Below are 16,052 nucleotides of genomic sequence, written 5' to 3' on the forward strand. Positions count from 1 at the left end.
AGCGACGCCCCGCCCCGTGGAGAGGTCCAGGGGACGAGGCTTCGGACTTCGGGAGCGTCGCCGGCCGGCGCGACGTTCCGAGCGGAGGGCTCAACCGCCCTCTTCGCTCTCCCCGAAGTAGGATTGCAGGGCGCGGACCTCAAGGTCTCCCCCGAGATAGGCTTTGATGCCTTGAGCCGCAGCCACGGCGCCCGCAAGCGTCGTATAGTACGGCACTTTGTGCAAGAGGGCTGCGCGGCGCAGCGAGCGGCTGTCGGCGAGCGCCTGGGCGCCGTCGGTGGTGTTGAACACCAGCTGCACGCCGCCGTTCTTGATGGCGTCCACGACGTGCGGACGGCCTTCCAGCACTTTGTTGATCTTCCGCGCGTCCACGCCGTGGGCCGCGAGGTGGCGCTGGGTGCCCGAGGTCGCGATCACCTTGAAGCCGAGGTCCGCCAGCATCCGGACGGCCGGCAGCACGCGGTCCTTGTCGGCTTCCTTCACCGAGACGAACAGCGTTCCGGACTGCGGCACGCGGGTGCCGCCGCCGAGCTGGCTTTTCGCGAAGGCGACGCCGTAGTCGTAGTCGAGCCCCATCACCTCGCCGGTCGAGCGCATCTCCGGGCCGAGCACCGTGTCGACGCCGGGGAAGCGCGCGAAGGGGAACACCGCCTCCTTCACCGCGATGTGCCCGAGCGGCTCGGCCTTCAGGTTGAACGAGGCGAGGCTTTCGCCGGCCATCACGCGCGCCGCGATCTTCGCGAAGGGCTTTCCGACGACCTTCGCCACGAAGGGCACGGTGCGCGACGCCCGCGGGTTGACCTCGAGCACGTGGATCACGCCGTCCTTGATGGCGTACTGGACGTTCATCAGGCCGCCGACCTCGAGCGCCAGCGCGAGCGCCCGCGTCTGGTCCTCGAGCCGCTCGATCATCTCGGGCTCAAGCGAATGCGGCGGCAGCGAGCAGGCTGAGTCGCCGGAGTGGATGCCAGCTTCCTCGATGTGCTCCATGATCCCGCAGATGAAGACGTCCTTGCGGTCGCACAGCGCGTCGACGTCGATCTCGATCGCGTCGGAGAGGTAGCGGTCGAACAGCAGTGGGTTCTTCGACAGCACCGTGTTGATCTGGCCGGTCTTGTCGTTGGGGTAGCGTTGCTTGATGTCCTCCGGCACCAGGTCCGGCAGGGTGCCGAGCAGGTAGTCCGAGAAGGCGCGGTCGTCGTGCAGGATCGCCATCGCGCGGCCGCCGAGCACGTAGGACGGGCGCACCACTAGCGGGAAGCCGAGGCCCTCCGCTACGACGCGGGACTGCTCCACCGAATAGGCGATGCCGTTCTTCGGCTGGACGAGCTTCAGCTTGTCGAGCAGGCGCTTGAAGCGGTCGCGGTCCTCCGCGAGGTCGATCGCGTCCGGCGTCGTGCCGAGGATCGGCACGCCGGCGGCCTCCAGCGCGTTCGCGAGCTTCAGCGGGGTCTGGCCGCCGAACTGCACGATGACGCCGTGCAGCGTGCCCCTCGAGGTCTCGGTCGCGATGATCTCGAGGACGTCCTCTTCCGTCAGCGGCTCGAAGTAGAGCCGGTCGGAGGTGTCGTAGTCGGTCGAGACGGTCTCGGGATTGCAGTTGACCATGATGGTCTCGTAGCCGGCCTCCGACAGCGCGAAGCAGGCGTGGCAGCAGCAGTAGTCGAACTCGATGCCCTGGCCGATGCGGTTCGGGCCGCCGCCGAGAATGATGACCTTCTTCCGGTCCGAAGGCGCCGCCTCGTCGACCGCCGCGCCGGCGAACACGGGCGCGTAGGTCGAGTACATGTAGGCGGTGGGCGAGGCGAACTCGGCCGCGCAGGTGTCGATGCGCTTGTAGACCGGCCGGACGCCGAGCGACCGGCGCCGCGCCGAGACCTGCTCCGTTTCAAGGCCTGCGAGCGTGGCGAGCCGCTTGTCGGCGAAGCCTTGGGCCTTGAGCTTGCGGAACGCGCGCTCGGTCGTCGGCAGGCCGAAGCGGCGGACCTTCGTCTCGGTCGCTACGATGTCGGCGAGCTGCTCCAGGAACCACGGGTCGATCTTGCAGGCCTCGTGGATCTCCTCGACGGTAAAGCCGAGACGCAGCGCCTGCGCGCATTTCACGAAGCGGTCCGGCGTCGGCTTGCCCAGCGCCGCGCGGATGGCGTTGCGGTCGTCGCCCTGGCCGAGGCCGTCGATCTCGATCTCGTCGAGGCCGCTGAGACCGGTCTCCAGCGAGCGCAGCGCCTTCTGCAGGCTCTCCTGGAAGGTCCGCCCGATCGCCATGGCCTCGCCGACCGACTTCATCGAGGTGGTCAGCGTCGGCTCGGCGCCCGGGAATTTCTCGAAGGCGAAGCGCGGGATCTTGGTGACGACGTAGTCGATCGTCGGCTCGAACGAGGCCGGGGTCGCGCCGCCGGTGATGTCGTTGTCGATCTCGTCCAGCGTGTAGCCGACCGCGAGCTTGGCCGCGACCTTGGCGATCGGGAAGCCGGTCGCCTTGGAGGCCAGCGCCGAGGAGCGCGACACGCGCGGGTTCATCTCGATCACAATCATGCGGCCCGTCGCTGGGTCGATCGCGAACTGGACGTTGGAGCCGCCGGTCTCGACGCCAATCTCGCGCAGCGTCGCGAGCGACGCGTCGCGCATCCGCTGGTACTCTTTGTCGGTCAGCGTCAACGCCGGAGCCACGGTGATCGAATCGCCGGTGTGGATGCCCATCGGGTCGATGTTCTCGATCGAGCACACGATGATGCAATTGTCCGCCTTGTCGCGGACGACCTCCATCTCGTACTCCTTCCAGCCGAGCACGCTTTCCTCGATCAGCACCTCGTCGGTCGGCGAGGCGTCGACGCCGCGCTCGACGATCTCGAGGAACTCCTCACGGTTGTAGGCGATGCCGCCGCCCGTGCCGCCCATCGTGAAGCTCGGGCGGATGATCGCCGGCAGGCCGATGTCCTCGAGCGCGACCAGCGCTTCGGAGAGGTTGTGGGCGAGGCGCGAGCGCGGCGTCTCGAGCCCGATCTTGGTCATGGCCTCGCGGAACAGCTCGCGGTCCTCGGCCTTGTCGATCGCCTCGGCCGTCGCGCCGATCATCTCGACGTCGTGCTTCTCGAGCGCGCCCATCTTCTTGAGCGACAGCGCGCAGTTCAGCGCGGTCTGCCCGCCCATGGTCGGCAGCAGCGCGAAGCCGCCGGGGACGGCGTAGCGCTCCTTCGCGATGATCTTCTCGACGATCTCGGGCGTGATCGGCTCGATGTAGGTCGCGTCCGCCATGTCCGGGTCGGTCATGATCGTCGCGGGGTTCGAGTTGACGAGGACGATCCGGTAGCCTTCCTCGCGCAGCGCCTTGCAGGCCTGGGTGCCTGAGTAGTCGAACTCGCACGCCTGACCGATGACGATCGGACCGGCGCCGATGATCAGGATCGTGGCGATGTCTGTGCGTTTGGGCATGGGGCAGGCTTTCCGGGTCCGCGTTGAACGCGCGTGGGGACGGTGGTCCCCGCGTTTTCGGCGCGTGGCTCGTGGGGATCGATTGCGTGGCTGAGCGCGTCCAATACACAGTCCCGGCGGGGCAGGGAAGGCGTCATGTCGCTCGACGGCCCCTCGCGCGCCGCATCATCCCGGAGAAACGGCCCAATGACCACGCCATCGACCGCCCGCCGCACCGTTCTCGTCACCGGGGCATCGTCGGGAATCGGCGTCGAGCTCGCCCGGCTCTTCGCCGCCAACGGCGACGACCTGCTGCTGGTCGCCCGGCGGGAGGATCGTCTGAAGGCGCTCGCGGGCGAGCTCACCGCGCGCCATGAAATCAACGCGCACGTCTTCGCCGCCGATCTCGCCGCGCCCGACGGCTCGAAAGAGCTCGCCCTCGCCGTCGGTCGCGCCGGCCACGTCGTGGACGTGCTGGTGAACAACGCGGGCTTCGGGCTGCGGGGGACCTTCGCGAAGCTCCCGCTCGACCGGCAGCTCGAGATGATCGCGGTCAACGTCACCGCGCCGACCGCGCTGGCCGGCCTCTTTCTCCGCGGGATGCTGGCCAGGGGTCGCGGCGGGATCCTGAACGTCGCCTCGCTCGCGGCCTTCCAGGCCGGCCCCAACATGGCGGTCTACTACGCCACCAAGGCCTATCTGCTGTCGCTGTCGGAGGCGCTCCACGAGGAGGCGCGGGCGAAGGGCGTCACGGTGACCGCGCTGTGCCCCGGCCCGGTGCCGACGGAGTTTTCCTCCGTCGCCGATCTCGGCGGCACGCGGCTGTTCAAGGTCGGGGTGGTCTCGGCCGAGGCGGTGGCGAAGGCGGGCTTCGACGGCTTCCAGAAGCGCCAGGCGATCGTGATCCCCGGCGGCATGTCGAAGGTCAGCGCGCTGATGACCCGCCTCGTGCCTCGCGGCGTCACGCGCCGGATCGCGGAAGCGCTTCAGGACGTGAAGGAGTGAGGATGGGGGCGGTTTCGGGGTCGCAGAGCGAGGCGCGTTCCCCTCCCCTTTGCGGGGAGGGGTTAGGGGTGGGGGAGGTCCCGAAAGAGTCCCGACGCGACATGGCGACTGGCTCCGTCACGCGCGTCCGTGGGGCAGTTCTATGCTGCGCCACCCCCACCCCTAACCCCTCCCCGCAGGGGGGAGGGGGATCAAGGTTGCGCGTCTGCAGCCAAACAAAATGGGCGGCCGAGCCGCCCTTTCCGTTGTCTCGGCCCGAGCGCTCAGAAGCCCGCGCCGCGGCCGCGCATGAAGCGCTCGAACTCGTCGCGCTGGCGCACGTCGTCGACGCCGCCGCGCTCGGCGCGCAGGTGCGCCTCGAAGGCCGCAGTGGTCTCCTCAAGCTTGCGGCGCTCGTCCTCGATGCGCTTCAGTTCGGCCGCGCGCCAGGCGTCGAAGGCGGCGTTGCCGGTCTCGCGTTGCTTGCGGCCGAAGCCGAACTCGCTGCGCATGTTGCGGGTGAAGTCCTCCGCCGCACGCGAAAACGTGTCGTTCGCGCCGGTGAAGCCGGCGTTGGGGCGGAACGGGTTCTTCGGGCCGCGGGCGAAGGCCGCGATCTTCTCGCCCCATATCACGTAGACCACCATGGCGAGGCCGAGCGGCCAGAACACGATGAAGCCGATCGCGGTGAGCGCGATCGTGAGGGCGTTCCAGCGGTGCGGCACGCCGGGAATGGCGGCGGCGCTGGCGTCGTCCACATAGGGGTTCGAGGTCATGCTTCAGTCTCCGGCAGGCCGCGCGAGAAGGGGGCGTCGCGGCGGTATCAGGCTGAGGATCTACGTGGCGACGGGCGTGGCCGGCTTCAAGATCAGGCGCGAACCGACCTCCGCCATTCTGGTCGCCGCGCGGGAGCGCCCCATTTTACCGACCTGCGAGGGGTGTTGGCCGCAACGCCCACGCGCGCGTGATCGCGTCACATGCGTGAGACGAATCGCGACTAGACCGAGGATTAGGCAACGGCGCGGAGGGCCGCTCAGTGTCGGAATCTGAAGAAGGTCGGCGCTTCAGGGCGTTGTTCATCTCCGACGTCCATCTCGGGACGAAAGGATGCCAGGCCGAGCTGCTGCTCGACTTCCTGCGCGACCACGACGCCGACGTGATCTACCTCGTGGGCGACATCATCGACGGCTGGCGCCTCAAGCAGAGCTGGTACTGGCCGCAGTCGCACAACGACGTCGTGCAGAAGCTGCTGCGCAAGGGCCGGAAGGGCGCGCGCATCATCTACCTTCCCGGCAACCACGACGAATTCCTGCGGACCTATTACGGCTCGCACTTCGGCGGCATCGAGGTGATGGAGACCGCAATCCACGAGAGCGCGACAGGCAAACGCTACCTCGTCATCCACGGCGATTTCTTCGACGTGGTGGTGCGGCACGCCAAGTGGCTGGCCTTCCTCGGCGACTGGGCCTACGAGACCGCGCTGACCGTCAACACCTACGTCAACATGGTCCGGCGCAAGCTCGGCTTCCCCTACTGGTCGCTGTCGGCCTGGGCGAAGCTGAAGGTGAAGAACGCGGTCAACTTCATCGGCCAGTTCGAGGAGACGCTGTCGGCCGAGGCGCACAAGCAGGAGGTGGACGGCGTGATCTGCGGGCACATCCACCACGCCGCCATGCGCGACATCAACGGCGTCGCCTACGTCAACACCGGCGACTGGGTTGAAAGCTGCACCGCTGTGGCTGAGAATTACGACGGCAGCTTCGAGTTGATCCGCTGGACCGAGAGCCGGCCCGAGGTCCAGGCCCCGATCGTCGAAGCGGCCCCGCGCGGCATCCGCGCCGCCGCCTGACACCTTCCACGCGCGTAGGAGCGCTGCTTCGTTCATGCGCGTTCTCGTCGTCACCGACGCATGGCGGCCCCAGGTCAACGGGGTCGTGCGGACCATCGAGCATCTAATCGAACAGGCGCCGGCCTTCGGCGTCGAGATCGAGCTGCTGACGCCCGAGCGCTTCCGCACGCTGCCGATGCCGACCTATCCGGAAATCCGGCTGTCGCTCGCCCGCGCCGGGGCCGTCGCCAAGATGATCGCCGCGGCGAACGTCGACCACGTCCATATCTCGACCGAGGGGCCGCTCGGCATCGCCGCCCGGCGGGCTTGCCTCAAGGTCGGCCGTCCCTTCACCACGAGCTATCACACCCGCTTCCCGGAGTACGTGCGCAGCCGCGCGCCGATTCCGGAGCGCTGGACCTACGCCTGGCTCCGCCGCTTCCACAACGCCGGCGCGGGCACCATGGTCGCGACCGCCTCGCTCCGGCGCGAGCTCGCCGCGCGCGGGTTCGATCGCCTGATGCATTGGACGCGCGGCGTCGACGCCGACCGCTTCCGCCCGAATCCGGAAGCTCGCGCCTTCGGCCTGCCGCGGCCGATCTTTCTCTATGTCGGGCGCGTCGCGACGGAGAAGAACATCGAGGGCTTCCTGTCGCTCGACCTGCCGGGCTCGAAGGTGGTGGTCGGCGACGGCCCGTCCCGGGCCGAGCTCGAAGCGACGTTTCCGGACGCGCATTTCACCGGCACGCTGGAGGGCGACGCGCTCGCCGAGGCCTACGCCTCGTCCGACGTGTTCGTGTTCCCGAGCCTGACCGACACCTTCGGGATCGTGGTGCTGGAGGCGCTTGCCTCCGGCGTGCCGGTCGCGGCGTTTCCCGTCACCGGCCCGCTCGACATCCTGGAAGGCTCCGGCGCCGGCGCGCTGGACGAAGACCTGCGGGCCGCGGCGCTGGCGGCGCTCGAGATCCCGCGCGAGCGGGCCCGCGCCTTCGCGCTGACGCAGGGCTGGAAGGAGGCGACGGCGCTGTTCGTCGCCAACGTCCGCGAGGTCATCGCGCGGACGACGCCGGATCGGGCGGCGTAAGCTCATGGGAAGCTTCGCCACAGAGGCCGGCTTCCCTTGCCAACGACGCCTTCAGGCGAACAGCAGCGCCTTCTCGACGTCCGACAGGCTTTCCAGCAGCGCGCGGGACAGCGGGCCGGGAGCGAGCGGGCGGGGCGGGGTCATGCGCTCCTCGGCGGCGCGCGACCACGCCGGCGGGATCGCAGGCTGAGGGGCGCGCGGCGGAAGCTGCGGCGCGGCGCGTTGCGCGCGCGCCTGCATGCGGGCCTGCGCGGCGCGGATGCGCGCCTCGCGCTTCGCTTCCCGCGTCGCGGCCGCGTCGTCGGCCGGCGGCGTCCGGACGGGCTCGGGAGCGGAAGCCGGCTCCGGCTTCGGCTCATCGACCGCTTTGGGAGCCCGAGCGAAGGTCAGCTGCGGGGGCGGAAGGCGGGCCGGCTCGGGGACGACCTCCGGGGCGGCGAGGGCGGACGCCTCGGGCGTGGAAGCGGGCTCGGCCTCGGGCGGTTGCGCGACGCCAGCCGCGACGTTCCGGACGGCGGCGATGGCGCGCTCGAGCGTCGCGATGCGGCTGACCGCCAGTTCGACGCGCTCCTCCGCCTCGGCCGGCGCGTCGAGGGCGGACCGCAGCCGCGAGGCGGCGTCCGCGAGCTTCGCGAGCGTCGGCGCGATGCGCTCGATCTGTGGTTCGGGCTCCGGCGGCGGCGGCGCGGGCAGGACGCGCGTTTCGGCGATGCGGCCCTCGAGCCGGCCGAGCGCCTCGAGGATCTCGCCGGTGTCGGCGGCCCGGTTGCGCCGGGCGAACTCAGCCAGGAACCAGCGGCCGCGCTCCGTCTCCATGACCGCCTGCTCGATCGACTCGTAGTCGTCGAGGGTGAGCGGGGAGGGAGGGTTCATCGCACTGGGCTCCGCTGCGCCGGGCGGGAGGGGTCCCAAACGCCGCGCAACGCTTGAGCCTTACAGGGATTCGCCCAACTTGTGAGCCGCCTCCGATCGTTCTAGGCGCGTCATCCCCAGAGCGCGGGCGAGGGGGGACGCAGCAGGCTGCCCTCGTAGACCAGGCCGTGCTCGCGGTCGCGAGCGAGCAGCAGCGGACCGTCGAGATCGACCACCGCCGCGCCCTGCGCCACCAGCACCGCCGGCGCCATGGCGAGCGAGGACGCCAGCATGCAGCCGACCATGAGCGTGAGCCCCGCGTCCCGCGCGTCCGCGGCCAGCGCCAGCGCCTCGGTGAGGCCGCCGGTCTTGTCGAGCTTGACGTTGATCGCGTCGTAGCGGCCCAGCAGATGCACGAGGCTCGCGCGGTCGTGGGCGCTTTCGTCGGCGCAGACCGGGATTGGCCGCTCGATCGTCGCGAGCAGGGCGTCGTCCGCCGCCGGCAGCGGCTGCTCCACGAGGGTTACGCGGGCCTCGGCGCAGGCGGCGAGGTTCCGGGCGAGCGCGGCGCCGGTCCAGCCTTCGTTGGCGTCCACGATCAGCTCCGCGTTGGGCGCTCCGGCGCGCACGGCGGCGATGCGGGCGGGATCGAGATCGTCGGCGCCGCCAAGCTTCACCTTCAGCAGCGGGCGCGCCGCCGCCGTCTCGGCCGCGGCGCGCATGCTCTCCGGCGTCCCAAGGCTCAGCGTATAGGCGGTGATCAGCGGCGCGGGCTCCGGCAATCCTGCGATCGCCGCCACGGTCGCGCCCGCGCGCTTCGCCTCGAGGTCCCAAAAGGCGCAGTCGAGCGCGTTGCGCGCGGCCCCGGCGGGGAGCCGCGCCTGCAGGGCGGCGCGGTCGAGGCCGGCCGCGATCTCCGGGCCGAGGCCCTCGATCTCGACCTTCACGCCGTCGGCGGACTCTCCATAGCGGGAGTAGGGGCGACACTCGCCACGGCCGCGGTGGCGGCCGTCGGTCAGTTCGACGACGACGGTGACCACCTCGGTCACCGCGCCGCGCGCGATCGCGAAGGAGCCGGCGATCGGCCAGCGTTCGATGCGGGCCTCGAGCGTCACGGGCATCTGGCGAACCTTCGGGCGGGGCGGGGGGAGGCGACCGTGGCCCAGCGGCCGCCCGAGCTCAAGCCCGGGCCTCGCCCCTCGCCCTCACTCCGCCGCCGCGCGCGCCGCTTCGATCTCGATCGACGCCTGCACGCGCTTGTCCTGCGCGGTCGTCAGCCGCTCCATCTTGCGCAGGTCGGACTCCGACAGGTTGAGCGCGGTCTCGACCCATAGCTCCGTCACGTCGCGCAGCTCCTCGTAGGGCACCGGCGTCACACGTCGGCCGGCGCGGTAGATCGCCGAGAGGCCGTTGTGGCGGCGCAGATTGCGCGCGAGCAGCTTGTGGGTCTCCGCGACGCCGTCCCCCGGCTCCGCCAGCACCTGCACCACGCCGAGCGCGTGAAGCTCGTCGGCGGTGTAGAGCTTTCCGCTCATGATCATGCGTTCCGCCTGCGCCGCGCCGATGCGGCGGGCGAGCAGGCTGTAGGCGCCCATGCCGGGAAACAGGTTGAACAGGATCTCCGGCAAGCCGAACTTCACCCCGCGCTCGGCGACGATCACGTCGCAGGACAGCGCGGCCTCGAAGCCGCCGCCGAGCGCGTCGCCCTGCACCAGCGCGACCGTCACGACCGGCTTGTCGAAGGCGACGGCGTTCTCGTGCAGCACGTCGATGCAGGCGTGGGCGTAAGCCGTCAGCGCCTCGTGGTCGCGGGCGCGGATCCAGCCGGCGAAGCGCTCGAGATCGCCGCCGAGGTTGAAGATGCCGGAGAGGCGAGACGCGAGCACCCACTGCTTCAGCGGGGCCGGAGCGTCCGGCCGCCGCGTCGTGAAGGCCTCGCGGATCGAGCGCTGGTGGGCGGAAATGTCCCGCAGCAGGCCGGGCGTGAAGCTCGGCGCCTCGGCGGGATTCATCCAGCACCAGCACGTCGACAGCGAGGCGTCGTACTCCAGCTCGATCTCGTCGTAGCTCTGGGAGCCGAACCCCGCGGTCGCCGCAGCCGCCTGCTGGCCCTTCACGGCGGAGGTCATGGCGTTAAGCCGAGCCCGCGCCAACTCGAGGCCGAAGAACGGCCGGTAACCGGGAACGCCGATCGATGTCGCCATCGTCAAACTCCACGCTGCGCAACCCAAAGATGTACTGCCGCGCCTGCTACCGATATTAACGGTCTGTTTACCTATTTGAAGGGGGCGATTGCCGCACGACCTGCGGAAGCCTCGGCGTTAACCACGATGTCTTGGCTTCACTGTTCGCGCTATTTGGCTATAACTTGTGCCGTTGCGGGACGTCGGCGTCGTTCCGCAATGAAACGTGGCGTCGCTCGACTAAAGGCTGCCGTTCCGCCGGCGGCGGACTTCGCTGAAGGGTTGTCTGACCGGCGATCATCAAGGACTGAAGGGCTGTGCCGCCGTGATTCGACTGTCCGGGTCTTTCATGCGCTGGCGCGAGCTCATCAAATACGGCGAACTTTGGGCGTCGAGGGCGCCCCACGATTGACGCTCCGCAGCCGATGATCCTAGGCATGCGTCATAATGACGCGTACCGCTAATTGGGTGGTCGCGGATTGCCTCGATCGGAGAATGACGCTTTGGTCCGCGCGGGGACTGCGACGAGGGCGAAGGCGACGACCATGGCTGTGACGGGCGTTCGGTGGCTCTTGGCGCCGCTGTGGGCGGCGCAGATTTTCACCTCTGCCAAGTCTTTCTGCGACAACGGCATTCTCGGAAGCGAGCGGCTGAACCGCAAGGGCCTGCACGCGTGGCGCTGCGCGCTCGCCCAGCGCATGGCGGACCGCCGCCGGCTGCGGCTGCAGGACCGCGTCGCGCCGGAGGACCGCGCCGCCTTCGCCCGCGACGGCTTCGTCCTGAAGCGCGATTTCCTGCCGCCCTCGCTGTTCCGGCGCGTGCGCGCGGAGGTGGAGGCCTACGTCGCGCCGGCCCGCGAAATGAAGCAGGGCGACGCCGTCACGCGCCGGATCGCGCTCGATCCGGACGCCCTGGCCGCCATGCCCGCCTGCGCCGAGATGGTGCGCCTTCCGGAGTTTCAGGGCCTGATCCGCTACGTCGCGAGCTTCGACGTAGAGCCGATCGTCTATGTCCAGACGGTGTTCGCCCAGGTCGACGACGCCGCGACCGACCCGCAGACGGCGCTGCACGCCGACTGCTTCCACCCGAGCCTCAAGGCCTGGCTGTTCCTGCAGGACGTGGCGGAGGACGCCGGACCCTTCGTCTATGTGCCCGGCTCGCACCGCCACACCCCGCGCCGCCTCGCCTGGGAGAAGCGCATGAGCGTGGAGGCCTCGCGGCTGGACCGTCTTTCGGCGCGGGGCTCGTTCCGCCTCAAGACCGGCGACCTCAAGCGCATGCGGCTGCCGGAGCCGCAGAAGTTCGCGGTCTCCGCCAATACGCTGGTCGCGGCCGACACCAGCGGCTTCCACGCCCGCGGCGCCAGTGCGCGTCCGTCCGTCCGCATCGAGATCTGGGCCTACGCCCGCCGCAACCCGTTCCTGCCGTTCGTCGGCGTCGACCCTTGGGCGCTGGCGCCGCTGAAGCACCGCCAGGCGCCGCTGTTCTGGGGGGCGCTCGACGTGCTGGAGCGGTTCGGCCTCGGCCGCAGCCCCTGGCGCAAGGCCGGCCGGATCACCGCCGCGACGCCGGTCGCGACGGGCGAGGGCTGAACCGGGCGGATCCCGAGCGTCTCGGCCTTACGCCGAGGCCGGAGGCCTCACCACTTCCCGGTGTTCGGCATCGAGGCCCACGGCTCGGCCGGCTCCAGCGCGCCGCCCCTCTGCAGAAGCTCGATCGAGATGTTGTCGGGCGAGCGGACGAAGGCCATGCGGCCGTCGCGGGGCGGGCGGTTGATGGTGACGCCGGCCGCCTGGAGCTTGGCGCAGAGCGCGTAGATGTCGTCGACCTCGTAGGCGAGATGGCCGAAGTTGCGGCCTTCCCCATAGGCTTCCGGGTCCCAGTTGTAGGTGAGCTCGACTTGGGCCTCGGGCTGACCGGGAGGCGCGAGGAAGACCAGGGTGTAGCGGCCCTTTTCGTCGTCCTTGCGCCGGACCTCCTCCAGCCCGAGCTTGGCGCAATAGAAGTCCAGCGAGGCGTCGATGTCGGTCACGCGGACCATGGTGTGCAGGTATTTCATGCAGCGTCTCCTCGATCCGGCCGTGCGCGGCCGCGTCGGCGCGTAAGCTATGGGGCGCGACGACGTCCGCAAGGCCGACCGGCTGCGGGAGCTCATCGAAGGCGCGCGGGCGGCGGTCGCCTTCACCGGCGCCGGCGTCTCGACGGCCTCGGGCATTCCTGATTTTCGCAGCCCCGGCGGGTTGTGGTCGCAGAACCGGCCGATCGAGTTCGGCGCCTTCGTGGCGTCTCCCGAGATGCGGCGCGAGGCGTGGCGGCGGAAGTTCGTGATGGACGACGCGACCCGCGGCGCGGCGCCGAACCCGGTCCACCACGCCATCGCCCGCCTCGTGGCGCAGGGGACGATCGCCTGCGTGGTGACGCAGAACATCGACGACCTGCACCGGGTGTCCGGCGTGCCCGACGACAGGCTGGTCGAACTCCACGGCAACGGGACCTACGCCACGTGCCTCGACTGCGGGCTGCGGCGCGAGCTCGCCGAGATCCGGCCGGCGTTCGAGGCGACGGGGAGGGCGCCGCACTGCCCGGCCTGCGACGGCCTGGTCAAATCGGCCACGGTCTCGTTCGGTCAGGCCATGCCGCAGGAGGCGATGCGCGCCGCGGAGCGCGCGACCGCCGGCTGCGATCTGTTCCTCGCGCTTGGTTCGTCGCTGGTGGTCTATCCCGCCGCGCTGCTGCCGCGCATGGCCAAGCGCGCGGGAGCGCCGCTAGTGATCGCGAACCGCGAGCCGACCGATCTCGACTGCTTCGCCGATCTCGTGCTGCGGGACGACCTGGTGGAGATCTTCGGGCCCTACGCGGAGGCGCAATCTGTTAGGCACGGTCACGCTCCGGCGACGTCCGCGCCTTGATTGGGCCATTTTTCGCTTTGCCCCGCGGATCGCGGTGCTATCGTGGCGAGGGGATACGACTCGGCAGCGGGTCGCACAGTGTCGCGTTGGGTTCCTAGCGGGCGGGTCGTATGAGTGCTGACAGGCCGCGGGGCGAAGCTCCGGACGATCAGGAAGTCTCGGGCGTCGTCGAGCAGGCGCCGGTCGACCTGTACGAAGTGTCCGGCGTCATCAAGTGGTTCGACGTCGGCAAGGGCTACGGCTTCATCGTGCCGGACGACGGCGGCCCCGACGTTCTCCTCCACGTCACCTGCATGCGCCGCGACGGATTCCAGACCGCGAACGAAGGCGCGCGCGTGGTGTGCGAGGCGCACCGCCGCGCCAAGGGCGTGCAGGCGTTCCGCGTGCTGTCGATCGACGACAGCACTGCGCTTCATCCCGGCGAACTGCCGGCCGCCCGCACCCACGTGAACGTGACGCCGACCAGCGGGCTCGAGCTGGTCGAGGTGAAATGGTTCAACCGCCTGCGCGGCTTCGGCTTCCTCACCCGCAACGACGGCTCGCCCGACATCTTCGTCCACATGGAGACGCTCCGCCGTTATGGCCTGATGGAGCTTCGCCCGGGCCAGAAGGTCTATGTGCGCTTCGGCCCCGGCCCAAAGGGCATGATGGCCGCCGAAGTTCGCCCCGAGGGGGCCGACGGCCCCGGCGGCGGTCCCGCCTCGCACTGAGCGCGGCTTAGCGATCCTTCCGCTCTCCCTTCGCCTGAGTCGCTTTCGCTTGTCCAACCCTCCCATTGACGGCGGACGGGCGCGGCCCGACAACCGGGCCATGACGCTCGCCCGCACGTTTCTCGCCGCCTTCGGTCTACTTCTCGCCGCGCTGTTCGCCGCGCCGCCCGTCCATGCGACGGCGAAGCTCGAGCCGCTCACGATCGAGACGGCGAGCGGCGCCCACAGCTTCCAGGTCGAGGTCGCGCGCTCGGAGCAGGAGCGCGAGGTCGGGCTGATGTACCGGCGCTCGCTCGGGGCCGACCGCGGCATGATCTTCGACTTCGGCCGCCCCCAAAGCGTCAGCATGTGGATGCAGAACACCTACGTCTCGCTCGACATGGTGTTCGTGCGATCCGACGGGACGGTCCTGCGCGTAGAAGCCGACACGGAGCCGCTTTCGACCCGCATCATCGAGTCGGGCGGCGACGTGCGCTACGTCGTGGAGCTTCTCGCAGGCTCCGCGGCGCGGATCGGGCTTAAGCCCGGGGACAAGGTGTCGAGCGCGTCCATGGCGCGGTGACGCCGGGCCGAGGAGCGGACCGCTGACCTTTTCCGCCACCACCTACGTCGCCGCCTATGTGGGCGCGGCTCTTCTGTTTTTCGCCGCAGACTTCCTCTGGCTCGGCTACGTCGCGAGCGGGTTCTACCGCGCGCAGATCGGCGCGCTGCTGGCGCCGGAGCCGAACATGTTCGCGGCCGTGGGCTTCTACGCGCTCTATGTCGTCGGCATCGTGCTGTTCGGGGTGACCCCGGGCCTCGTCGCGGGTTCTTGGACCACTGCGCTGCTCTGGGGCGCGCTGTTTGGCTTCTTCTGCTACGCGACCTACGATTTCACCAACCTCGCGACGCTGAAGGACTGGCCGGCGACGGTGACGATCGTCGACCTGTCCTGGGGCGCCGCGCTGACGGCCGCGGCCTCGGTCGCAGGCTTCTTCGCCGCCCGCGTGGTCGGCGGTCAGGGTTGAGAATCTTATCGCGCCCCTGAGCGGGCGCGGGTCGTTCGCCTCAAACGATTTGGCGGACGCGGCGCGCCTTGGCATGGTGCCGCCATGTCCCGCACCGATCCCGACACCCTTGTCTTCCACAGCGCGGTCGACGTCTTCGAGCCCTGGCGCGCGGCGCTCGCGACGGCGCTGCCCGACCTCGACGTGCGGCGCGCCGACGACGTCTCGGACGCCGCGAGCGTCTGCTACACGCTGGTCTGGAACCCGCCGCAGGGCTTCTTCGCGCGCTTTCCCAATCTTGCGCTCGTGATCAATCTCGGCGCCGGCGTCGATGCGCTGACGGCGCGCGACGATCTCCCGGACGCGCCGATCACCCGGCTGTCGGACTCGCTGATGGCCCGGATGATGGCGGGCTACGTTCTGTTCGCGGTGCTGCGCCACGCGCGCGACATTCCGGTGTTCGAACGCGCCCAGCGCCAGGGCCGCTGGGTCTATGTGCATCCGCGCCCTGCGGAGGAGATCCGGGTCGGCGTGATGGGGCTGGGTGAACTCGGCGCCGCGGCGGCGACGGAGATCGCCCGCCAGGGCTTCGACGTGCGCGGCTGGTCGCGCTCGCCGAAGACCATCGAGGGCGTCGCCTGTTCCGCCGGCATGGACGCGCTTCCCGCGTTTCTCGGCGGCTGCGAAATCCTCGTCGTGATGCTGCCGCTCACGCCCGAGACCCGCGGGCTGCTGAACGCGGAGCGGCTGGCGCTGCTGCCGGAGGGCGCGAAGTTCGTCAACGTCTCGCGCGGCCCGGTGGTGGATGAAGCGGCGCTGGTCGACGCGCTGACGCGGCGCGCCATCTCCGACGCCACCCTCGACGTGTTCGAGACCGAGCCGCTGCCGGAGACGAGCCCGCTCTGGCGGCTCGACAACGTGCTCGTCACCCCGCACCTCGCCTCGATCGCGCTGCCGGCCTCGGCCGCGACGCAGATCGCGGAGAACATCCGGCGCATCCGTTTGGGCCAGCCGCCGCTCAACGCGGTCGACCGGCGGCGGGGATACTGAGGGCGGCGCTCGGCGTTGCGGCGGCGCGCGTTCACGTGTCTTCCGTTGGGCCGGG

Annotated in this window: 15 protein-coding genes; 9 read left to right on the forward strand and 6 right to left on the reverse strand. The window is 70.0% G+C overall.

What is annotated here, in order from left to right; translation table 11 throughout:
- Positions 1–90 precede the first annotated feature (90 nt).
- Positions 91–3,432 (reverse strand): carbamoyl-phosphate synthase large subunit, encoded by a 3,342-nt coding sequence (carB, locus tag K244_RS0102540; protein WP_020184672.1) that lies wholly within the window; start codon positions 3,430–3,432, stop codon positions 91–93.
- A gap of 186 nt (positions 3,433–3,618) precedes the next feature.
- On the opposite strand from carB, the gene K244_RS0102545 reads away from it, so the two are divergent.
- Positions 3,619–4,416, forward strand: a complete 798-nt coding sequence (locus tag K244_RS0102545; protein ID WP_020184673.1) for an SDR family oxidoreductase — start codon at positions 3,619–3,621, stop codon at positions 4,414–4,416.
- A gap of 263 nt (positions 4,417–4,679) precedes the next feature.
- Here the strand turns inward: K244_RS0102545 and K244_RS0102550 are convergent, their stop codons facing one another.
- On the reverse strand, positions 4,680–5,171 hold the full coding sequence (locus K244_RS0102550) for a DUF2852 domain-containing protein (RefSeq protein WP_020184674.1): 492 nt from the start codon (positions 5,169–5,171) through the stop codon (positions 4,680–4,682).
- Positions 5,172–5,431: 260 nt separating this feature from the next.
- On the opposite strand from K244_RS0102550, the gene K244_RS0102555 reads away from it, so the two are divergent.
- Positions 5,432–6,244, forward strand: a complete 813-nt coding sequence (locus tag K244_RS0102555; RefSeq protein ID WP_024816271.1) for a UDP-2,3-diacylglucosamine diphosphatase — start codon at positions 5,432–5,434, stop codon at positions 6,242–6,244.
- A 34-nt stretch (positions 6,245–6,278) separates the two neighbouring features.
- Positions 6,279–7,307, forward strand: coding sequence for a glycosyltransferase family 1 protein (locus K244_RS24390; RefSeq protein WP_020184676.1), 1,029 nt, complete (start codon positions 6,279–6,281; stop codon positions 7,305–7,307).
- A 51-nt stretch (positions 7,308–7,358) separates the two neighbouring features.
- Here K244_RS24390 and K244_RS22505 read toward each other — a convergent pair whose 3' ends face one another.
- From K244_RS22505 to K244_RS0102575, 3 genes are all read right to left on the reverse strand, one after another.
- The gene (locus K244_RS22505; RefSeq protein WP_020184677.1) at positions 7,359–8,180 is read right to left on the reverse strand and encodes a hypothetical protein; all 822 of its coding nucleotides are present in this window, start codon (positions 8,178–8,180) and stop codon (positions 7,359–7,361) included.
- 110 nt (positions 8,181–8,290) lie between these two features.
- Positions 8,291–9,280, reverse strand: coding sequence for an N-acetyl-D-Glu racemase DgcA (gene dgcA / locus K244_RS0102570; protein ID WP_020184678.1), 990 nt, complete (start codon positions 9,278–9,280; stop codon positions 8,291–8,293).
- 84 nt (positions 9,281–9,364) lie between these two features.
- Positions 9,365–10,363 (reverse strand): crotonase/enoyl-CoA hydratase family protein, encoded by a 999-nt coding sequence (locus K244_RS0102575; RefSeq protein ID WP_020184679.1) that lies wholly within the window; start codon positions 10,361–10,363, stop codon positions 9,365–9,367.
- A gap of 524 nt (positions 10,364–10,887) precedes the next feature.
- On the opposite strand from K244_RS0102575, the gene K244_RS0102580 reads away from it, so the two are divergent.
- Positions 10,888–11,934: a phytanoyl-CoA dioxygenase family protein gene (locus K244_RS0102580; protein WP_020184680.1), complete on the forward strand. Its 1,047-nt coding sequence runs from the start codon at positions 10,888–10,890 to the stop codon at positions 11,932–11,934.
- Between the two features lie 47 nt (positions 11,935–11,981).
- Here the strand turns inward: K244_RS0102580 and K244_RS0102585 are convergent, their stop codons facing one another.
- Positions 11,982–12,401, reverse strand: coding sequence for a VOC family protein (locus tag K244_RS0102585; protein WP_020184681.1), 420 nt, complete (start codon positions 12,399–12,401; stop codon positions 11,982–11,984).
- Between the two features lie 49 nt (positions 12,402–12,450).
- On the opposite strand from K244_RS0102585, the gene K244_RS0102590 reads away from it, so the two are divergent.
- The 5 genes from K244_RS0102590 (at position 12,451) to K244_RS0102610 (ending at position 15,997) form a co-directional block, all read left to right on the forward strand.
- Complete coding sequence (locus tag K244_RS0102590; RefSeq protein ID WP_020184682.1) at positions 12,451–13,251, forward strand: Sir2 family NAD-dependent protein deacetylase; 801 nt, start codon at positions 12,451–12,453, stop codon at positions 13,249–13,251.
- 110 nt (positions 13,252–13,361) lie between these two features.
- The gene (locus K244_RS0102595) at positions 13,362–13,961 is read left to right on the forward strand and encodes a cold-shock protein (RefSeq protein ID WP_020184683.1); all 600 of its coding nucleotides are present in this window, start codon (positions 13,362–13,364) and stop codon (positions 13,959–13,961) included.
- A 100-nt stretch (positions 13,962–14,061) separates the two neighbouring features.
- The gene (locus K244_RS0102600; RefSeq protein ID WP_020184684.1) at positions 14,062–14,523 is read left to right on the forward strand and encodes a DUF192 domain-containing protein; all 462 of its coding nucleotides are present in this window, start codon (positions 14,062–14,064) and stop codon (positions 14,521–14,523) included.
- Positions 14,524–14,545: 22 nt separating this feature from the next.
- Positions 14,546–14,968: a DUF2177 family protein gene (locus tag K244_RS0102605; protein ID WP_036305407.1), complete on the forward strand. Its 423-nt coding sequence runs from the start codon at positions 14,546–14,548 to the stop codon at positions 14,966–14,968.
- Between the two features lie 84 nt (positions 14,969–15,052).
- Positions 15,053–15,997, forward strand: a complete 945-nt coding sequence (locus K244_RS0102610) for a glyoxylate/hydroxypyruvate reductase A (RefSeq protein ID WP_020184686.1) — start codon at positions 15,053–15,055, stop codon at positions 15,995–15,997.
- Positions 15,998–16,052 lie beyond the last annotated feature (55 nt).

Origin of the sequence: Methylopila sp. 73B, from assembly GCF_000526315.1 — a bacterium.
Taxonomy (GTDB): domain Bacteria; phylum Pseudomonadota; class Alphaproteobacteria; order Rhizobiales; family Methylopilaceae; genus Methylopila.

What these genes read in the sequence shown, in the direction of transcription:
- carB (WP_020184672.1), bottom strand. Translation starts at nt 3,432, where the DNA reads ATGCCCAAACGCACAGACATCGCCACGATCCTGATCATCGGCGCCGGT.
- K244_RS0102545 (WP_020184673.1), top strand. Translation starts at nt 3,619, where the DNA reads ATGACCACGCCATCGACCGCCCGCCGCACCGTTCTCGTCACCGGGGCA.
- K244_RS0102550 (WP_020184674.1), bottom strand. Translation starts at nt 5,171, where the DNA reads ATGACCTCGAACCCCTATGTGGACGACGCCAGCGCCGCCGCCATTCCC.
- K244_RS24390 (WP_020184676.1), top strand. Translation starts at nt 6,279, where the DNA reads ATGCGCGTTCTCGTCGTCACCGACGCATGGCGGCCCCAGGTCAACGGG.
- K244_RS22505 (WP_020184677.1), bottom strand. Translation starts at nt 8,180, where the DNA reads ATGAACCCTCCCTCCCCGCTCACCCTCGACGACTACGAGTCGATCGAG.
- dgcA (WP_020184678.1), bottom strand. Translation starts at nt 9,280, where the DNA reads ATGCCCGTGACGCTCGAGGCCCGCATCGAACGCTGGCCGATCGCCGGC.
- K244_RS0102575 (WP_020184679.1), bottom strand. Translation starts at nt 10,363, where the DNA reads ATGGCGACATCGATCGGCGTTCCCGGTTACCGGCCGTTCTTCGGCCTC.
- K244_RS0102580 (WP_020184680.1), top strand. Translation starts at nt 10,888, where the DNA reads ATGGCTGTGACGGGCGTTCGGTGGCTCTTGGCGCCGCTGTGGGCGGCG.
- K244_RS0102585 (WP_020184681.1), bottom strand. Translation starts at nt 12,401, where the DNA reads ATGAAATACCTGCACACCATGGTCCGCGTGACCGACATCGACGCCTCG.
- K244_RS0102590 (WP_020184682.1), top strand. Translation starts at nt 12,451, where the DNA reads ATGGGGCGCGACGACGTCCGCAAGGCCGACCGGCTGCGGGAGCTCATC.
- K244_RS0102595 (WP_020184683.1), top strand. Translation starts at nt 13,362, where the DNA reads ATGAGTGCTGACAGGCCGCGGGGCGAAGCTCCGGACGATCAGGAAGTC.
- K244_RS0102600 (WP_020184684.1), top strand. Translation starts at nt 14,062, where the DNA reads ATGACGCTCGCCCGCACGTTTCTCGCCGCCTTCGGTCTACTTCTCGCC.
- K244_RS0102610 (WP_020184686.1), top strand. Translation starts at nt 15,053, where the DNA reads ATGTCCCGCACCGATCCCGACACCCTTGTCTTCCACAGCGCGGTCGAC.